This is a genomic window from Streptomyces aurantiogriseus (assembly GCF_014649375.1).
Taxonomy (GTDB): Bacteria; Actinomycetota; Actinomycetes; order Streptomycetales; family Streptomycetaceae; genus Streptomyces; species Streptomyces aurantiogriseus.
Window position 1 is genome coordinate 254,570 of sequence record NZ_BMSX01000012.1, and the last position, 17,706, is coordinate 272,275.

Sequence of the window (17,706 nt, forward strand, 5' to 3'; positions counted from 1 at the left end):
TCCTGTGGGGGAGGATCACCCGAGCGGCTTCAGTTCGGCCCGCAAACGGCTGACTTTCTCGGCGGCCTTTCCCATGGTTGCCTCCGGCTCCCGTTCCGGAGGCAAGAGGTCGGCCCTCTCAAACGCCGCTCATGAGACTTCTGCGGTACGCGGTGCAGTCCTCGAACGAAGGCAGCAGGCCTTGCCGCTCGGCTTCCGCCAGCGTGGGCGCGGCGGCGTCCTTGTCGGAAAGGAGCGGGGTGAGGTCGTCGGGCCAGGCGATGGCCAACGCCGGATCGAGCGGGTTGATCCCGTACTCGCGCTGCGGCGCGTATCGCTGCGAACACAGGTAGACGACAGTGGAGTCGTCCTCCAATGCCATGAAGGCGTGGCCCAGCCCTTCGGAGAGGTAGACGGAGCGGTGCGTCGTGTCGTCGAGCCGCACCGCCTCCCAGGTCCCGAAACCCGGGGAGCCGACCCGGATGTCGACCACCACGTCGAGGACGGCGCCGCTCACACAGGTGACGTACTTGGCCTGACCCGGCGGGACCGCCGCGTAATGGATTCCGCGGAGAGTGCCGCGCACGGAGCGGGAGCAGTTGGCCTGCTCGAGTGAGAATCCCTGGCCGACGGCGTCCTGGAAGAACCCGCCCTTGAACCACTCGTGAAATCGACCCCTGCCGTCCGTGAACACGGTGGGCGTGTCCACCCATGCTCCCTCGATACCGAGCGTTCTCACGTCATGACGTCCTTCCGCTGCTCAGCTCGTTCGTGTCGCACACGAACTCCGGAACCCGCTGAGGCATGACGACGTGCCGGGAATCGTCCAGCAGCCCCAGCAGATAGTGGCCGTACCCGCTCTTGAGCAGCGGCCGGGCCAGTTCCCGGAGCCGGTCGTCGTCGATCAGGCCGGCCCGCCAGACCGCTTCCTCGACGCAGCCGACCTTGAAGCCCTGGCGCTCCTCGATCACCCGGACGAACTCCGAGGCCTGAACCATGGAGGTGAAGGTTCCGGTGTCCAGCCACGCGGTGCCCCGGTCGAGCCGGGTGACATGCAGCGCCCCGGCCTCCAGATAGACGCGGTTGAGGTCGGTGATCTCCAACTCGCCCCTGGGGCTGGGGCGCAGGCCGCGGGCGATGTCCACGGCGTGGTTGTCGTAGAAGTACAGTCCGGGCACGGCATAGCGCGATCTGGGGCGGGCCGGTTTCTCCTCGATGGACACCGCTCGGCCCTGTTCGTCGAACTCGACCACGCCGTAGGCCGACGGGTTGGCGACCTGGTAGGCGAACACCCTGCCGCCTTTCACGTCGTCATGACGTGCCAGCCGGGTACCGAGGCCGCTTCCGTGAAAGATGTTGTCGCCCAGAATCAGGGCGACGGACTCGTCCCCGATGAAGTCGGCGCCCAGCACCAAAGCATGAGCAATGCCCTCCGGGCGCTCCTGTGCCATGTGCGTGAGCCGCAGACCCAGTTGACTGCCGTCGCCGAGCAATCGGCGGAACTGGTCCTGGTCTTCGGGGGTGGTGATGATCAGAATCTCCCGGATTCCGGCCATCACGAGCGTGGAGAGCGGATAATAGACCATGGGTTTGTCGAAGACCGGCAGCAATTGCTTCGACACCGAGCGGGTCAACGGCCAAAGTCGTGAGCCGGTTCCCCCGGCCAACAGAATTCCACGCACGGCATCACCATAGGCCAGTAATCCATGAATGACTGTTTTTCACACGATTCATGGTGTGTATGTCGTACAGGTCGGTGGGTGGCGGGCGGCGTCGGGGTGATTGTCAGTGGCTCCTCGTACGGTGTGATCAGTGGGACCTGCCGGAGAGGCCGCAGGTCCGCTCCGGGGAGGGGTTTGCCATGTCCGCTGGGTCCACCACCGTGTCGACGACGTATCTGGAGCTGTCGGAGGACGGCGGCGGCGCGCACAAGTTCTACGAGGTGGCGGTCGACGGCCTGGTGGTGACGGTGCGTTACGGACGGATCGGTGCGGCCGGACAGACGCAGACGACGACGTTCCCCACGGCGGAGAAGGCTCGTGCCGCGGCCGCGAAGAAGATCGGGGAGAAGGTCCGCAAGGGGTACGCGCCGGCCGTCGCCGGGCAGCGAGCGCCGCGGGCGGTGACCCGGCGTCAGGTGACCTCGGCGCCGTCCACCGCACGCGCCGTGGCGCCCGTGCTGTGGCGGTTCCGTACCGGTTCCTCGGCGTTCGGCATCCACGTCGACGACGAGCGCTGCTGGGTCGGCAACCAGGCGGGCGACGTCTACACCCTGGACCACGAGGGTGGCGTCCTGGCCCGCTTCAGCCTGCCGGACGGTGTGAAGTGCCTGGTCGCCGACGACTTCTGGATCTACGCGGGCTGCGACGACGGCCGGGTCTACGACCTGTCCTCCAAGCTGCCGTTCGCGGCGTACGACATCGCGGCGGACGTCGACATCTTCTGGCTGGACATCCACGAGGGCGTCCTGCACGTCTCGGACCGCGACGGCCGGCTCACCGTCATCGACCACGAGGACGAGCACCAGTGGGCCCGCCGCAGTCAGGGCGAGCACGCCTGGATGATCCGCGCCGACGACCGGGCCGTCTACCACGGCCACCACCGGGGCGTCACCGCCTACGCGCCCGACGGCGGTGGCCAGCTGTGGCACACACCCACCCGCGGCGGCGTCCTGTTCGGCTGGCAGGAGGACGACGTCGTGTACGCGGGAACCGCGCACCGCGTGGTCCAGCGGCTGTCGAAGGCGACCGGCGCGATCGAGGCCACGTACGCCTGCGACAGCTCGGTGTACTCGTGCGCCACCTCGCCCAGCGGGCGGTTCGTCTTCGCCGGTGACGCGGCCTCGTCCGTCTACTGCTTCGACCGCGACGGCACGCGTCTGTGGAAGCTCGGCACGGGCAGCGGTTCGGCTCTGTCGATGCAGTACCGCGACGAGCGGCTGTACCTGGTGACCACGGACGGCTCGCTGGTGTGCGTGGACGCGAGCGAGACGGCCATCGCCGCGGCGCAGGAGGGCACGGTGCCGGTGGCGCGGGACGTCAAGCTCGCCGCGGCCCTGCCCACCTACGCGCCGGCCACGGCCGCGGCGGCCGTGACCACCGTCGCCCAGGCCCCCGCCGGAGCGGTCGTCGTCGAATGCGTCCAGCAGAACGGCCGCTTGCGGGTGCACGTGGTGTCCGAGGGCTACGACTCGTCGTGGAACGTCCAGTTCCCGCGCACCATACGGGAGCCCGGGGCACGCTACGTCGTGGACGCCCTGCACCCGGCGGCCGGCGGCTTCTACCGGGTCCGTGGCGACATCCGGCGACTGCTCTGACCGGGCGTCCCGGCCGTCACTCGGCGTCGCGCAGCGCAGCCCAGGTGTCGTGGGCCACGATGCCGTCGGCCGTGAGTCCCCTCGCGTTCTGGAAGCTGCGCACCGCCGACTCCGTGCCGGGGCCGAAGTCGCCGTTCACCCCGGCATCGCCCAGGGTGTAACCGCGCTCGGTCAGCATGCACTGCACCTGCAGCACCCGCTTGCCGCTGTCTCCTGGGCGGGTGCGGCCGCTGCCGGCGTAGTACGTGCAGTCGGTGTTCCAGGGCTGGGATCCGGGCTCGGTCGGTGCGGTGCCGGTGGGGGACTGGGCCGGGGTCGCGGAGGGGCTGGTGTCGCCGACAGGGGCGGTGGGGGCGTCCGTCCGGCTGCCGGTGGTCGCGACGGAGGGCTCGGGCTGCGCTGTGCCGCCGTCGTCGGTCACGACGGCACGTCCGCTGGGCGCACCCGCGGCGGACGCCGCGTCGGGGACGTCGGATGCGCCCGGCAGGGCGGCGTTGCCGGACGGATCGCCGGGCGAGGCACCGGGCGTCGACGCGGCGGTCTCCGGTGAGGCGGCGGTCGCCGGACCGTCCCCGGGCAGCAGGACGAAGAGGGTCGCGGCGACGGCGCACAGGAGGGTGCCCGCGGCGACGGCCCAGACCCGCTTCCTGCGCACCCAGGGCCGGGCCGCCGCCGGACGCGTCCGGGCCGGTTCGGTCTCGGCGGAGGGTGCGGGCGTCGGGTCCGCCTGCACGGGTGGAGGCGCCGACACCGCCGCCGGCTTCATCCGGTTGTCCGACGGCCGGAGGCGGGCCGCCCGTTCCACGGGGAGACGGTGCAGCGTCTCGTACGCCCGTTGCCGGGCCAGCACCTGGCCGTGCAGCGGCTCCGGCCATGTACCTGCCTCGGTCTGCGCCTCGGCGGTGTCGATCAGCTCCTGCGGGGTGGGGCGCCGCTCGGGCTCCTTGGCCAGACAGGCGGTCAGCAGCGCCCCCAGCTCCGGGTCGGCCGCCGTGACCGCGCCGGTCACCTCCGGATTCGGCTCCTCGAACGCCACCCGGTGCATCACGTCGACGCCCGTGCCGTCGCCGAAGGGGGCACGTCCGGTGGCCGCGTACAGCAGGGTGCCGGCCAGCGAGAACACGTCCGATGCCGTGTCGCAGTGGCCCGTCCGCAGATACTCCGGCGACATGTAGGCCGGGGTGCCGACCCGGTTGCCGGTGCCCGTGATCGCGCTGGCGTCCGCGGCCTTCGAGATCCCGAAGTCGATCACATGCGTGCCCTGGAGCGACAGCAGCACATTGGACGGCTTCAGATCCCGGTGCACGACCTCTGCGGCGGCCAGGGCGGCGAGCGCCCGCCCCAGCTCCGTGACCAACCGCCAGACGGTGGCCGGTGTCAGGGCGCCGTCCTGCCGTACGGCGTCCGCCAGATCGAGTCCGGGAACGTACTCGGTGGCCATCCACAGCAGTTCGTCGTCCCACCCCGTGCCGCGTAACCGCGGCGTGTGGGGCGGACCCAGCCGGGCGTGCACCGCCGCCTCATGTGCGAACCGGCGCTGGAACCGGACGTCCTCGGCGTACTCCGGCCGGATCACCTTCACCGCGAACAGCCCGGGACCGTCGTCGGCGGCCCGTGCCAGATAGACCCGGCCCATCCCGCCGCTGCCGAGCAGCGCCAGCGGCACGAAGGGACCGACGCGGCCCGGGTCGCCGACCCGCAGCGGCGAGGCCCCGGTCTGCCGGAGCGCGGCGGCTTCGTCGGCCGCGGAGTTCGGTGATGGCCGCTGGTCAGACACGCAACTCCCGAAGTGATGTTCGTCGTAAGTCAGTTCGCACTCGATGGGAGAACGAGGCTAACTCAGCCCGCGGCCTGTGATCAGGGGTTTCGCCTACTTCTGCCGGGGCGGAGCGGATCCACGGCTCCTGCCGTACCCCTCCTGCCGTGCCCTGCCTGTCATCAGCCCCGTCGACACTCGTTTGGCGGACAAGCAAAACGATCCACCAGGTGAAGCGGGCGGTATTCGATCAACCGCGGGTGTGCGGCACGGCGATTCTGAGGCGGTCCTGATCCCTTCACCAGCAAGGAGTTCTGCTGTGCGTGTACGTCGTATCGTGACCCGCGCCCTCGGTGCCGCCACCCTCGTGTTGGCGTCGCTGGGCGCGACGACGGTCACCGCCGGGCCTGCGGCCGCCGACCCGTGCGGTTTCTACGAGACCGGCTCGGACGCCTTCTACAACCACTGCACCTCCGACGGCTCCCACGTGGTCGTCAAGGTCGAGGTCGCCCTGGCGCCCGACTACGAGCGATGCGTCGGGCCGGGCAGGACGTGGCTGGGCTCTGCCGACAAGATCCAGGGCGCCTACTACGTCGGCCGGACCTGCTGACGCGCCAGGCCGCGGTACGGCTCCCATGAGTGCGGGAGCCGTACCGGATCGACTGTTCGGCCGGGGTCCCCGCGCCGGCGGCGGGCGCGTGGACGCTGCCGCGGGCGCGGCCTACGGCGTGGCTGTGGCCGTCGAGGAGCCGGTCTCGAGGGGCGTGCCGGGGGAGAGGAAGACGACGACGTCCGTCTCGTCGCCCGGGAGGGGCTCGGGCTCCCGCCAGCCCAGGCGGCGGTAGAACGCGAGCGTGTCGTGCGCCTCGTTCCAGGTCAGGAGCCAGGCCCGCCCGTCGGGTGCGGCGCCGGTGAGCGCGGACAGCAGGCGTCGCCCCAGACCCGTGCCCCGCGCGTGCGGTCGCACTCCCAGTTCGTCGACCTCGAACGCGCCGACCAACAGCCGCTCCACCCGGTCGGCGCCGAGCCGTCGGGTCACCTTGCCGTAGGCGCGGTCCGAGCGGAACGGCCTCCCGGTGGTCCAGCCGGTCGCGAAGCCGTCCACCGCGCCGGCGTCCGACAGCGCGAGAACCGCCCGGAAACCGGGGCGGTGCGCGTCGCTCTCCAACCGCTCCCGGAACGCCGCCCGGGTCTCCTCGACGTCCCGGTGCTGCCAGGGCGGGGCGGTGAAGACCTCGGCGTACGCCTCTGTGAACTCGTGGGCGACGGTGAGGACTTCCTGGCCGAAGTGACGCATGGTGCTCCCCTCGGGTGTCGGTGTCTGGGTTGAGTCTGGCGGAGGAGGGGAGAATTCCGGCACGGTGGTTGATCTTTCAAGAAAGCTGGGTGCATGATGACCGCCCGGACAGCGCCCCCTCCGAGGAGTCACCCATGAGCACAGGCGAGTTTCCCGAGGTCAGGACCGGGGCGGGGGTGCTCTGCGGGCGTCGTGAGGGCGGTCTGGCCGTGTTCCTCGGGATCCCGTACGCGCAGCCGCCGGTGGGTGAGGCGCGGTTCGCTGCGCCGCGGCCGGTGGCCCGCTGGGACGGGGTGCGGGAGGCGTTCGCGTTCGGGCCGCCTCCTCCGCAGGAGCCCATGGAGCCCGACACCGCTGTGCCCGGGGGGCTGCCGGCCGGTGACGACTGGCTGACCGTCAACGTCTGGACACCGGACGTGGATCCGGCGGCCCGACGGCCCGTGATGGTGTGGATCCACGGGGGTGCCTACAAGTGGGGCTCCGCCGACGACCCCGCCTACGACGGCAGCCGCCTCTCCCGCGAGGGCGGCCTCGTCGTCGTCACCCTCAACTACCGCGTCGGCATCGAGGGCTTCGCGTGGATCGAGGGCGCCCCGGCGAACCGGGGGCTCCTCGACCAGATCGCGGCCCTGGAGTGGGTGCGCGAGAACATCACCGCGTTCGGCGGCGACCCCGAGCAGGTCACCGTCTTCGGTGAGTCGGCCGGCGCCGGGTCCATCGCCGCGCTGATGGCCATGGAGCGGGCCAGGGGCCTGTTCCGGCGGGCCGTCGCGCAGAGCGTGCCGGGCACGTTCTTCTCGGACGCGCTGGCCGGCGACATCGCCGAGACCCTCGCCGGCGAGCTCGGCCTGCGTCCGACGGTCGCCGACCTGTCCGGCGTGGATCCGCGCAAGCTGCCCGAGGCGGGGGCCGCCGTCACGGCCCGGATGCGCGAGTACGTGCACCGGTGGGGGCCGGTGGCCCTCACCCCGACCCCCTTCTCGCCCGTCGTCGACGGTGAGGTCCTGACCACCACGCCGTGGGAGGCCCTGGCGGGCGGCGCCGCCCGCCACGTGGAGCTGATCACCGGGCACAACCGCGACGAGTACCGCCTCTTCCTTCTCCTCGCCGGACTGCTCGGCCGGGTGGACGAGCGGCTGGCGTCGACGGCGCTGGGCCTGTTCGGTCCGACGCCGGACGCCGAGCAGGCCTACCGCGCAGCGTTCCCCGACGCCTCGCCGGAGCACCTGTTCGAGCTGGTGCAGTCCGACTGGCTGTTCCGCATGCCCTCCCTGCGCCTGGCGGAGGCGCACGTGGCCGGCGGCGGACGGGCCCACATGTACGAGCTCACCTGGTCCGCCCCGGCCAACGGCGGCGTGCTCGGCGCCTGCCACGGACTGGACGTGTCCCTGACCTTCGGCGCGTACAGCGGCCTCGGGGCCATGCTGATCGGCCCCGTGCCGTCCCCCGAGACCGAGGCGCTCTCCGCCCGCTTCCGGGCCGCCTGGACGGCGTTCGCCGCCACCGGCGACCCGGGCTGGCCCGCCTATGACACCGAGCGCCGCCTCGTCCAGCTCCTCGACACCGAGCCCACCGTCGCCCCCTACCCGGAAGAGGCCTCCCGCCGGCTCTGGGAACGGCACCCCTTCGCGGCACTGCCCCTGGTGTGACGGGGCCTCAGAGCCCGGATCCCAGCGTCTGCGTCGCGTAGGCGCACTCCGTGTAGATGTAGCCGGACTGGAGCTTGGCCGTGTCCGAGGCCGGCGAGGAGAGACTGTTGTTCGGCTTGTGCACGAAGTAGGTGGTGCCGGGCGGCAGACTGATGGTGCGCTCCGGGTAGTTCTTGCCGCTGTCGCTGCACGGCTCGAAGCTCGGTGAGAGGGTGCTGCTGAAGGAGTACGTCGTGCAGCTGCCGCAGCCCTTGAGGGTGAAGCGGCCGGTGACCGGGCCCGTGTAGAGGACCGTGATGTCGTCGGGGCTGTCGTTCTGCACCGTGACCGAGATGCTGCCGCCGGTCCGCGTCGTGGGCAGGCTCTTGCCGGCGGCCGGTACCGTCTGTGCGATCTCCGCGGCGATCGCGATCTTCTCCGCCCGGGCCCGGTTCTTGTGGTTCCTGTTGGCCTTGACGAACTCGTTCATGGTCGTCTGTGCGGCCTCGAACTCACCGTCCTGGTACTGGTCCACGCCGCACAGGTACGTGCCCGAGTCGGCGTTGGCGGTGGCCCGTCCGGCGTCCTTGGCGAGGGCGTCGTCGACGCCCGCCTCCTCACCGGGCAGGCCGTCGATCTTCGAGGCGAGACCCCGCAGCCGTTCGACCGCCGTGCAGGGCTCGTTGCCGCGCAGGTCCTTCGCCGCCCGGGTGACGGCGGCGCCCAACGCCGGCTCGACCTTCGCGGCCTGCTCCGACTCGGGGAAGTCGGTCAGCAGTTCACCGAACCGCTCGGTCCAGGTGGACCCGCCGCTCGCGAGGTCCTGCGACGCGCACTCGTACAGCGAAGTGGCCAGGCGGTCGTCGGGCCAGGACTCCAGCTCCCCGAGGTCCGTCGCGGGCATGCTCTTCGGGACCGTGCGCAGATAGGTCAGCGGCTCGATCGCCTCGCAGTGGTCGCCCTGCGCGTACGCGGCGCCGACCGTCGAGTAGAAGGTCCGCATCCGGGCGGGCACCCGGTCGGCCGCGCGAGAGCCGGAGTGGTCCGCGCTCAGGTCCTCGTAGAGGGACAGGGCCTCGCGGTAGCCGTCCTTGCCGAGGCTGAACGTCTGCTTGCCGGACTTCGCCACCAGACGGTCGGCTTGGTCCAGCCGGTCGAGCAGCATCTGCTCCACCGCCTCGTCCCGCGCGTCGTCGTACAGCACGACACCCCCGGCCGGGGCCGCGAGCAGGACGAGCCCCAGCGCGAGGGCGATCGGCGCCTGTCTGGGCCACGCCAACCGGGTCCGCAGGCCCACGCGCGCGCCGTGCGCCGCCGCGGCGGCGAGGAACACGGCGTACACGGCGAGGGCGAATCCCGGCACACCGTCCGGGTCGGCCGGCAGTGCCACGAGCAGCAGGGCGGCCGTGGCGATCCAGCAGAGCGCCATGAGGCCCCAGCGGCGCACGAGCGCGTACCCGAGGCCCAGACCGCTGAGGTTGAGCACCGCCACCGCGACGGCCCGCGCGCCGTCCGCCGGCGCCGGCGGCGGGGCCGGCGGCATCGGTGGGACGAAGTAACCCTGGTTGTGCAGGCCGTACTGATCGCCGGACATGGCCGCTCCCCCCGTCAACAGCGCCCCCAAGCCTCTGATTTGTCAGTGTACGGGCGAAGAGCGAGGTTCGAACAGGGTGGCGGCGAGCCGGAGTTGTGGTCCGTGGTCCGCCGGAAGGCTTGGCAAATGAAAATGATTATCGATAGCGTGACGGATGTGTGCGCGCCGCCCGGCGCCTTCCCCTCCGGGGGTGCTCCGGGCTGCCCTGAAGTCTGAACTCACTGCCGGAAAAGGGGAGTTGTGGCTCATCTGCTGATGATCGAGAGCTGGGTCGGGTCGATGAGCAGACTGCTGCCACGGGCGATCCGGGAGGGCGGACACGAGTTCACGTTCCTCACCCGCGACCTGCACCACTACCTGCGCTCGGCGCCCGAGGGGACGGCCCATCCGCTGCTCGGCGCCCGCAATGTGATCGCAGCCGACACCAACGACATCAAGGCCCTGCTTCCCGAGGTCGAGCGGCTGCACGCGGTGCTGGGCTTCGACGGCGTGCTCACCTCCTGCGACTACTACCTGCCGACGGTGGCACGGATCGCCGGTCACCTCGGCCTGCCGGGCCCGGGTCCGGAAGCGGTCGGGAACGCCTGTCGCAAGGACGCCACCCGCCGTGTCCTCGCCGACGCCGGCGTGCCGGGCCCGCGCTTCGCCGTGCACGAGGAGTGGGCCGACCTCGCACGGGCCGCACGCGAGATCGGCTACCCCCTCGTGGTCAAGCCCGTCGACCTGTGCGCGGGCATGTACGTCCGCCGCGTCGACGACGAAACCCAACTCGCGGCAGCAGTACGCGATTTGGCGGGATTCCCGGTCAACGCCCGCGGGCAGCGGCGCGAGCCCGCCGTCCTGCTGGAGGAGTTGCTGGACGGGCCCGAGGTGAGCGTCGAGACCGTGTCGCACGCGGGCACGGTCCATGTGGTCGGCGTGACCGACAAGAGTGTCGGCGGGGCGCCCGCGTTCATCGAGACCGGCCACATGTTCCCCGCCGCCCTGACGTCCGCCGACACCGAGGCCGCCGAACAGACCACCCTGGGCGCGCTCAAGGCGCTCGGTCTGACGGACGGTGTCGTGGCGCACACGGAGATCAAGCTGACCTCCGGGGGACCGCGTGTCGTCGAGGTCAACCCCCGGCCCGCCGGCAATCGCATCACCGAACTCGTCCGCCATGTCACCGGCATCGACCTCGCCGCCGCCTTCGTGGAAGTCGCCCTGGGCCGCGCACCCGACCTGCGGCGCACCGACACCGGGCTGCGCAGCGCCGCCATCGGCTTCCTCGTACCGGAGCGCGCGGGCACGCTCGAAGCGCTGGGCGGGGAGGAACTGGCCCGGGCAGAAGGGGTGTTGGAGCTCCAACTGGCCGAGTCCGGCAAAGCCGTGAAGGCGGCGGGCAGCAACAACGAGTACCTGGGCCACGTCATGGCCGGCGACCCCGACGGGCTCGGCGCCCGCGACCGCGTCGAGGATCTGCTGTCGCGGGTACGGGCGGAGCTGGTGATCCGATGACCGTCCTCACGCCCGCCGATCAGTCGTACGACGCTCTCGTGGACCACGTCCGCGCGGGCGCCCTCGGCCCCGACCCGGCCACCCAGCGGATCGCCGTCGCCTTCACCACCCGCCAGGCCGTACGGCACGACGGGCGCGGCACCGGCTATCGCAACGAGGTTCTCAGCCTGCGCCTCTCCGAAGCCGTCGGCTCCTGCGCCGTCGAACCCGGCGAGCTGCCCGAGAGCGCGCTGGACGACTGCGTCGGTGCCGATGTGGCCCGTCTCCTGGAGCACCCCCTGCCGCCGGTGCGGGTGGCCGCCCTCGACGCCTACCTCATGCACGTCACCCCGCACGGGCCGGAGGCCGGAGCCCTGCGGGTTCCGCTGCCCGCCGGATCCTCCCTGGAGAAGTCCCGGGCCCGGGCGAAGGCCGTCGTCGAGCTGCTCGACCAGCCGGCCGGGGCCACGGTGCTCGTGGTCGGCGTCGTCAACTCCCTTCTGGAGGCGCTGCGTTCCCGCGAACTCGAGTACGTCCCCTGCGATCTCAAGGGTGGGCTGACGGAGTGGGGCGAGCCCGTCGTCGCCGACGCGCTCGCCGCGGCCGACCGCTGCGACGCGCTGCTCGTCTCCGGCATGACCCTGGGCAACGGCACCTTCGAGCCCCTCCGCCGGCACGCCCTCGCGCACGGCAAGCAGCTGGTGATGTTCGCCCAGACCGGCAGCGCCGTCCTGCCCCGCTTCCTCGGGCACGGGGTGAGCGCGGTGTGCGCGGAGCCGTATCCCTTCTTCTGGCTCGACGGCGGGCCCGGCACCCTGCACTGTTACGCGGGAGGCGAGCGATGACCGCCACCGCCGTACGGCCCACCGCGCGTCAGGAGTTGCTCGCCCTGCTCGGCCGGACGCCCGTGGTGCGGGTCACCACCGGCCTGCCCGAGGCCCACCCCGGATTCTGGGCCAAGCTCGAAGGGCTCGCGGCCGGGGGCATGAAGGCGCGGGCCGCCGTGTCGATGCTGCTGGGGGCGCGGGAGCGCGGAGAACTGCTCCCCGGTGACCCGGTGGTGGAATCCACCTCCGGGACGCTCGGCATCGGCCTCGCCTTCGCGGGACAGGCGCTCGGGCATCCGATCGTGCTGGTCGGCGACAGTGAACTCGAGCCCTCCATGCGACAGTTGCTGCGCGCCCATGGAGCCCGTCTGGAGATCGTGGACCGTCCGGCGGTCCAGGGAGGCTGGCAGGCCGCCCGCCTCGCCCGACTGCGGGCACTGCTCGCCGAACTGCCCGGCGCCTACTGGCCCGACCAGTACAACAACCCCGACAACACCGCCGGTTACGCCTCCCTCGCCGCCGAACTCACCTCCCAGCTCGATCACTTGGACATCCTGGTGTGCAGCGTCGGCACCGGCGGTCACAGCGCCGGCGTCATCGCGCCCCTGCGCCGGCGCTGGCCCGCCCTGCGTCTCATCGGCGTCGACGCCACCGGCTCCACCATCTTCGGCCAGCCCGCCCGCCCCCGCCTGATGCGCGGCCTCGGCTCCAGCATCCACCCCCGCAACGTCGCCTACGACGCCTTCGACGAGGTCCACTGGATCGGCCCCGCCGAGGCCGTGGACAGCTGCCGCAGGCTGGCCCGCTCCAGCTTCGTCACCGGCGGCTGGAGCACCGGCGCGGCCGCCCGCGTCGCCGCCTGGGCGGCCCGCGTCCACTCCGGGGCGGTCGTCGCCACCGTCTTCCCCGACGGCCCGCACCGCTACCTCGGCACCGTCTACGACGACGACTTCACCACCGCCCACGGTCTCGACCCCGCCGCCGCGGCCACCCGGCCCGTCGAGATCCCGCACCCCTGCGCGGCCGAGGCGACCGGCTGGGTGCGCTGCACCAGGGTGGCCGACCCGCTCAAGAGCCTCCCTCCCTGGAAAGGGGACCAGTGAAGGCCCGACTGCGCACCGTACGGCTCGACCTCGCCGAGCCGCTGCGCATCTCCCGCTCCACCATGACCGCTCGCGACGCCGTCTGGCTCACCGTCGAACACGACGGCCTCCACGGCCACGGCGAGGCCGTCACCAGCGTGTACTACGGCCTCGACGCCGACACGCTCGCACGGCTTCTCCTGGCCGTCGACCTGAGCCGCTTCACTGACCCGGAGGAGGCCCTGGAGGCCCTGGAACAAGGGAAGTTGAACGCCGCCGACACCCCGCCCGCCGTGACCGCCGCTGCCGGGGCCGCGCTGCTCGACCTCGCCGGCAAGCGCGCCGGCGTCCCCGTGCACCGTCTCCTCGGCGCCTGTGCGCCTCCCGTGGCCGCCACCGCCCGCACCATCGGCATCGCCGCACCCGCGCACGCGGCGGCGCAGGCCCGCCGCCTCGCCGCGACCGGCTTCCAGGTCATCAAGGTCAAGGCGGGCACCCCCGACCCCGAGGACGACGTGGAGCGCGTACGGGTGATCCGCGACGCGGCGCCCGGGGTGAGGCTGCTCCTCGACCCCAACGGAGCCTGGCCCGTGCGGCAGGCCGAGGCGCTGCTGCCCCGGTTCGCGGACCTCGGTGTCGAGGCCGTCGAGCAGCCTCTGGCCCCCGGCGACCCGGAGGCGCTGGCGGCTCTCGCCGAGCGCTCCCCCCTGCCTGTGATCGCCGACGAGGACGCCGCCGGCCTCGAGGACGCGCGTCGGCTGGCCGGGCGCGTGCACGGCGTCAACGTCAAGCTCGCCAAGTGCGGCGGCGTCCACGCGGCCCTGCGCATCGCGGAGTCGATCGAGGGCAGCGGCACCGAGCTGATGCTGGGCTGCCTCACCGCCAGCACCCTCGGGCTCGCCCCCGCCGTCCATCTTGCCGACCGCGCGCGCTGGGCGGACCTCGACGGCCATCTGCTCCTCGCCCACGACCCGTGGACCGGGATCGGCGGCGCCGACGGCGTCGTCCGCGCAGGTGACCGTCCCGGGCTGGGAGTCGAGGAGGTGGCCGGACGTGAGGACGTGGCGTGAGATGCGCCGCTTCCCGGTCGCCGTCCAGCTGCTGCTGGTCAACCAGCTGGGTGTCAACACCGGCTTCTACCTGCTCATCCCCTACCTCGCCACCCACCTCGGCGAGAACCTGGGGATGTCCGCGGCCGTCGTCGGCATCGTCCTCGGCGTGCGCAACCTCAGCCAGCAGGGCCTGTTCATCGTCGGCGGCTCCGCGGCCGACCGGCTCGGCGCACGGGGTGTGATCATCGCCGGGTGCGCCCTGCGGACGGTCGGGTTCGCGCTTTTCGCGCTGGGGGACGGGCTGTCGGTGCTGCTCGCCGCGTCCGTGCTCAGCGGGCTCGCGGGGGCGCTCTTCAACCCGGCCGTGCGTGCCTACCTGGCGCAGGAGGCGGGGGAGCGGAAAGCGGAGGCGTTCGCGTTGTTCAACGTGTTCGCCACGACCGGTGCGCTGATCGGGCCGCTGCTGGGCAGCGCGCTGCTCCTCGTCGACTTCCGCACCTCCGCGCTCACCGCCGCCGGGATCTTCGCGGTCCTCACCGTGGCGCAGGCCCTCGTGCTGCCCGCGCGGAAGGTGGAACCCAGCGGGGGGAGCGTCCTCGCGGACTGGCGCGAGGTGGTCGGCAACCGTGCCTTCCTGGGCTTCGCCCTCGCCATGGTCGGCATGTTCACCCTGGAGAACCAGCTCTACCTGCTGCTGCCCGACGGCGCGCGGCAGGCGACCGGCTGGGACGGCGCGGCAGGCCTCGTCTTCCTCGTCGGCACCCTCGCCAACCTGGCCCTCCAGCTGCGCATCACCCGCTACCTCACGTCATACGGCAGCAGGGCCCGTTGGATCGCGGCGGGCCTCGCCCTGATGGGCCTGGCGTTCCTGCCCCCGGCGACGGTGGCGGGCTCGGCGACCGACGGATGGCTCGACGCCGTGCCCGTCCTGCTCGGCGCGCTGCTGCTCCACCTCGGCGTCATGGTCGCCTCGCCCTTCGTCATGGAGCTGATCCCCGGCTTCGGCCGTCCCGAGTTGACCGGCACCTACTTCGGCATCTTCTACGTCGTCTCGGGCGTCGCCGCCGCCGTCGGCAACACGGTCGTCGGCTGGGCCATGGACACGGGCGAGCGGAGCGACGCCGGGTGGCTGCCGTGGGTGTGCTGTGCGCTGTTCGGGCCGGCGTCGGCGGGCGGGGTGGCGTGGCTGCACCGGCGCGGGGCGCTGCCCGGGAGCCCGGCACCCGTCGCCCCCGTGCCCGACGCGGAAAGGAGCAACGCGTGACCGCCGATCCCAGCGGCACCCCCATGACCAGCGGAAACCTCCTCACCGACAACCCCGCCCTCTACGAGGCCCGCTTCCCCGATCCCGACCGCCTCGCCGGCCGCTGGGCCGAGGACTGCCTGCGCCGTCACGGCGCCGGACCACGCGTCCTCGACCTGGGCTGCGGCACCGGACGCGACGCCGCCCACCTGCACGGCGCCGGCCGTGCGGTGACCGGCGCCGACCTCTCCGAGGCGATGCTCGCGCACGCCCGCACCCACCACCCCGGACCGGCCTACGTCCAGGCCGACCTGCACGGCTTCGACCTGGGCGAGGGCGTGTTCGACGCGGTGGTCTGCCTGGACAGCTCCCTGCTGTACTGCCACGCCAACGCCCAGCTCGACGGCTTCCTCGCCTCCTGCCGCCGCACCCTCACGCCGGGCGGACTGCTCGTCGCCGAGATGCGCAACGGCGCCTACTTCCTGGGCCGTACGGACCTGCTCGACATTCCGACCGTCGACACCTTCACCTGGCAAGGGACCACCTACCGGTCCGCCACGAACCTGTTCGTGGACCGCACGGCCCAACTTCTGCGCCGTATCCGCGTCTGGTCGGCCGACGACGGCTCACCGCCCGTCGAACAGCACTCCGCGTGGCGGCTGTTGTTCCCGCTGGAGCTGCGGCACTTCCTCGCCGCGCACGGCTTCGAGGTCCTCGACCTCCACGACGGACCCGGCCCGCGCACCGAGCCGGCCTGGCGGGAGGGCGAGTCGCCCGGCGTGACCGCCGACGGGGACCGCCTGCACCTCGTGGCCCGCCTGAGCGCCTGAACACCACCCACCGACACACCCTCACTCACTTCAAGGGACCCTCATGTACGACGAACGCTTCCCCGGCCTGCGCCGCCGCGGCTTCCTCGCCGCCACCACCGGCGCCGCCGCCCTCGCCCTCGTCGGCTGCGGGAGCGGCACCGACGACGGCGACAAGGCCGACACCGGCGACGGCAAGCCCAAGAAGGGCGGACGGCTGCGCGCCGCCTTCGCCGGCGGCGGCGCGAGCGAGACCCTCGACCCGCACCTGGCCAACCTGTTCGCCGACGTGGCCCGCGCCAAGGCCCTCTACGACAAGCTCGCCGACTACGGCCCCGACCTGTCCGCCCAGCCCCGCCTCGCCACCCGGTGGGAGCCCGACAAGACGCTGGACCGCTGGCGGATCACCCTCCGCGAGGCCACCTTCCACGACGGCAGGCCCGTCACCGCGAAGGACGTCCTGTACAGCTACCGCCGTATCGCCGACCCGAAGCAGGCGTTCCGCGCGAAGGCGTCCCTGGAGCCCATCGACCTCGACGCCAGCCGCGCCACCGGCGAGCGGAGCATCGAGTTCGTGCTCAAGCGGCCGACCGCCGAATTCCCCAACATCCTGGCCGCGTTCGGCGCGTACATCGTCCCGGAGAACGCGGGGGAGGCGACCGACTTCGACCAGAGGCCCATCGGCTCCGGCCCCTTCCGCTTCGTCTCCTTCACCCCCGGCCGCTCCGCCGTCTTCCGCCGCTACGACGCCTACTGGGAGGGCGCCCCGCACCTCGACGAGCTCGAGTTCGTCGTCGCCAACGAGGAGTCCGCCCGCGTCAACGCGCTCCTCGGCGGCCAGGTCGAGTACGCCCACGAGCTCAATCCCACCACCGCCCGCGCCCACGAGGGCAAGGGGCAGATCGAGATCGTCCGGCTCCGGGGCAGCGCCATGCAGGCGTTCTGCATGAAGACCGACCGGGCCCCCTTCGACGACAAGCGGGTGCGCGAGGCGTTCTTCCTGATCGCCGACCGCCAGGAGCTCGTCGACGGCGCCCTGTCCGGCGCGGGTGTGGTCGGCAACGACCTGTTCGGCAAGGGATACGAGTACTACGCCGACGGCCTCCCGCAGCGCGCACAGGACCTCGACAGGGCCCGCGCCCTGCTCAAGCAGGCCGGCGCCGAGAAGCTCAAGGTCACCCTGGACACCTCGGCCGTCGCCGCCGGGTTCACCGAGGCCGCCGGCATCTTCCGCGACCAGGCCGCCAAGGCGGGCGTCACCATCGACGTGAAGATGGGCAGCAAGGACTCCTACTGGGCCGACATCCTCGACAACGGCACCCTGTGCTGCTACCGCTCCGGCGCCATGCCCATCGAGGCTCATATCTCCCAACGCCTCCTCACCGACTCCACCACCAACGCCACCAAGTGGAAGCACAAGGACTTCGACGCCCTGTACCAGCAGGCGCAGTCCACCCGCGACAAGACCGAACGGGCCGCCGTCTACGAGCGGATGCAGCGCCGTCTGTACGCCGAGGGCGGCTTCCTGATCTGGGGCTTCGCCGACTGGATCCTCGGAACGGCGCGGAACCTGAAGGGGGTTGAGGCCAAGGCGCCCGCCAACACGCTCGACTGGGCCCGCTTCGACAAGGTCTGGCTCGCGTGAGC

General features: G+C 72.1%; 15 protein-coding genes. 10 read left to right on the forward strand and 5 right to left on the reverse strand.

Going from position 1 to position 17,706, the window contains the following annotated elements:
- Nucleotides 1-118 precede the first annotated feature (118 nt).
- Together IE263_RS25475 and rfbA are read right to left on the reverse strand one after the other, a co-directional pair.
- A complete protein-coding gene (locus IE263_RS25475) occupies nucleotides 119-718 on the reverse strand; it encodes a dTDP-4-dehydrorhamnose 3,5-epimerase family protein (RefSeq protein WP_189940083.1) in 600 nt (199 codons plus the stop codon).
- A 1-nt stretch (nucleotide 719) separates the two neighbouring features.
- Complete coding sequence (gene rfbA, locus IE263_RS25480) at nucleotides 720-1,661, reverse strand: glucose-1-phosphate thymidylyltransferase RfbA (protein WP_189940084.1); 942 nt, start codon at nucleotides 1,659-1,661, stop codon at nucleotides 720-722.
- Between the two features lie 179 nt (nucleotides 1,662-1,840).
- On the opposite strand from rfbA, the gene IE263_RS25485 reads away from it, so the two are divergent.
- The gene (locus IE263_RS25485; RefSeq protein WP_189940085.1) at nucleotides 1,841-3,295 is read left to right on the forward strand and encodes a WGR domain-containing protein; all 1,455 of its coding nucleotides are present in this window, start codon (nucleotides 1,841-1,843) and stop codon (nucleotides 3,293-3,295) included.
- Nucleotides 3,296-3,311: 16 nt separating this feature from the next.
- Here the strand turns inward: IE263_RS25485 and IE263_RS25490 are convergent, their stop codons facing one another.
- Complete coding sequence (locus IE263_RS25490; RefSeq protein ID WP_189940086.1) at nucleotides 3,312-5,072, reverse strand: serine/threonine-protein kinase; 1,761 nt, start codon at nucleotides 5,070-5,072, stop codon at nucleotides 3,312-3,314.
- A gap of 298 nt (nucleotides 5,073-5,370) precedes the next feature.
- On the opposite strand from IE263_RS25490, the gene IE263_RS25495 reads away from it, so the two are divergent.
- Entirely contained in the window at nucleotides 5,371-5,661 is a 291-nt protein-coding gene (locus IE263_RS25495; protein WP_189940087.1) for a DUF6355 family natural product biosynthesis protein, read from the forward strand.
- Between the two features lie 111 nt (nucleotides 5,662-5,772).
- On the opposite strand, the gene IE263_RS25500 is transcribed toward IE263_RS25495, so the two are convergent.
- Nucleotides 5,773-6,348 (reverse strand): GNAT family N-acetyltransferase, encoded by a 576-nt coding sequence (locus tag IE263_RS25500; RefSeq protein ID WP_189940088.1) that lies wholly within the window; start codon nucleotides 6,346-6,348, stop codon nucleotides 5,773-5,775.
- Between the two features lie 134 nt (nucleotides 6,349-6,482).
- Here IE263_RS25500 and IE263_RS25505 point away from each other — a divergent pair, with 134 nt between their 5' ends.
- Nucleotides 6,483-7,997 (forward strand): carboxylesterase/lipase family protein, encoded by a 1,515-nt coding sequence (locus IE263_RS25505; RefSeq protein WP_189940089.1) that lies wholly within the window; start codon nucleotides 6,483-6,485, stop codon nucleotides 7,995-7,997.
- A gap of 7 nt (nucleotides 7,998-8,004) precedes the next feature.
- Here IE263_RS25505 and IE263_RS25510 read toward each other — a convergent pair whose 3' ends face one another.
- Nucleotides 8,005-9,570, reverse strand: coding sequence for a hypothetical protein (locus IE263_RS25510; RefSeq protein ID WP_189940090.1), 1,566 nt, complete (start codon nucleotides 9,568-9,570; stop codon nucleotides 8,005-8,007).
- A 240-nt stretch (nucleotides 9,571-9,810) separates the two neighbouring features.
- On the opposite strand from IE263_RS25510, the gene IE263_RS25515 reads away from it, so the two are divergent.
- Genes IE263_RS25515 through IE263_RS25545 form a run of 7 tightly spaced genes read left to right on the forward strand, consistent with a single transcriptional unit; the run spans nucleotide 9,811 to nucleotide 17,704 of the window.
- A complete protein-coding gene (locus IE263_RS25515) occupies nucleotides 9,811-11,067 on the forward strand; it encodes an ATP-grasp domain-containing protein (protein WP_189940091.1) in 1,257 nt (418 codons plus the stop codon).
- The gene (locus tag IE263_RS25520; RefSeq protein WP_189940092.1) at nucleotides 11,064-11,891 is read left to right on the forward strand and encodes a Rossmann-like domain-containing protein; all 828 of its coding nucleotides are present in this window, start codon (nucleotides 11,064-11,066) and stop codon (nucleotides 11,889-11,891) included. Before IE263_RS25515 ends, IE263_RS25520 begins: the two co-directional genes overlap by 4 nt.
- The gene (locus IE263_RS25525; RefSeq protein WP_189940093.1) at nucleotides 11,888-12,976 is read left to right on the forward strand and encodes a PLP-dependent cysteine synthase family protein; all 1,089 of its coding nucleotides are present in this window, start codon (nucleotides 11,888-11,890) and stop codon (nucleotides 12,974-12,976) included. Before IE263_RS25520 ends, IE263_RS25525 begins: the two co-directional genes overlap by 4 nt.
- Nucleotides 12,973-14,025, forward strand: coding sequence for an enolase C-terminal domain-like protein (locus tag IE263_RS25530; RefSeq protein ID WP_189940094.1), 1,053 nt, complete (start codon nucleotides 12,973-12,975; stop codon nucleotides 14,023-14,025). Before IE263_RS25525 ends, IE263_RS25530 begins: the two co-directional genes overlap by 4 nt.
- The gene (locus tag IE263_RS25535) at nucleotides 14,009-15,271 is read left to right on the forward strand and encodes an MFS transporter (protein ID WP_189940095.1); all 1,263 of its coding nucleotides are present in this window, start codon (nucleotides 14,009-14,011) and stop codon (nucleotides 15,269-15,271) included. Before IE263_RS25530 ends, IE263_RS25535 begins: the two co-directional genes overlap by 17 nt.
- A gap of 23 nt (nucleotides 15,272-15,294) precedes the next feature.
- Nucleotides 15,295-16,080 (forward strand): class I SAM-dependent DNA methyltransferase, encoded by a 786-nt coding sequence (locus IE263_RS25540; protein WP_189940158.1) that lies wholly within the window; start codon nucleotides 15,295-15,297, stop codon nucleotides 16,078-16,080.
- A 43-nt stretch (nucleotides 16,081-16,123) separates the two neighbouring features.
- A complete protein-coding gene (locus IE263_RS25545; protein ID WP_189940096.1) occupies nucleotides 16,124-17,704 on the forward strand; it encodes an ABC transporter substrate-binding protein in 1,581 nt (526 codons plus the stop codon).
- Nucleotides 17,705-17,706 lie beyond the last annotated feature (2 nt).

What these genes read in the sequence shown, in the direction of transcription:
- IE263_RS25545 (WP_189940096.1), top strand. Translation starts at nt 16,124, where the DNA reads ATGTACGACGAACGCTTCCCCGGCCTGCGCCGCCGCGGCTTCCTCGCC.
- IE263_RS25520 (WP_189940092.1), top strand. Translation starts at nt 11,064, where the DNA reads ATGACCGTCCTCACGCCCGCCGATCAGTCGTACGACGCTCTCGTGGAC.
- IE263_RS25525 (WP_189940093.1), top strand. Translation starts at nt 11,888, where the DNA reads ATGACCGCCACCGCCGTACGGCCCACCGCGCGTCAGGAGTTGCTCGCC.
- IE263_RS25540 (WP_189940158.1), top strand. Translation starts at nt 15,295, where the DNA reads ATGACCAGCGGAAACCTCCTCACCGACAACCCCGCCCTCTACGAGGCC.
- IE263_RS25505 (WP_189940089.1), top strand. Translation starts at nt 6,483, where the DNA reads ATGAGCACAGGCGAGTTTCCCGAGGTCAGGACCGGGGCGGGGGTGCTC.
- IE263_RS25485 (WP_189940085.1), top strand. Translation starts at nt 1,841, where the DNA reads ATGTCCGCTGGGTCCACCACCGTGTCGACGACGTATCTGGAGCTGTCG.
- IE263_RS25510 (WP_189940090.1), bottom strand. Translation starts at nt 9,570, where the DNA reads ATGTCCGGCGATCAGTACGGCCTGCACAACCAGGGTTACTTCGTCCCA.
- IE263_RS25500 (WP_189940088.1), bottom strand. Translation starts at nt 6,348, where the DNA reads ATGCGTCACTTCGGCCAGGAAGTCCTCACCGTCGCCCACGAGTTCACA.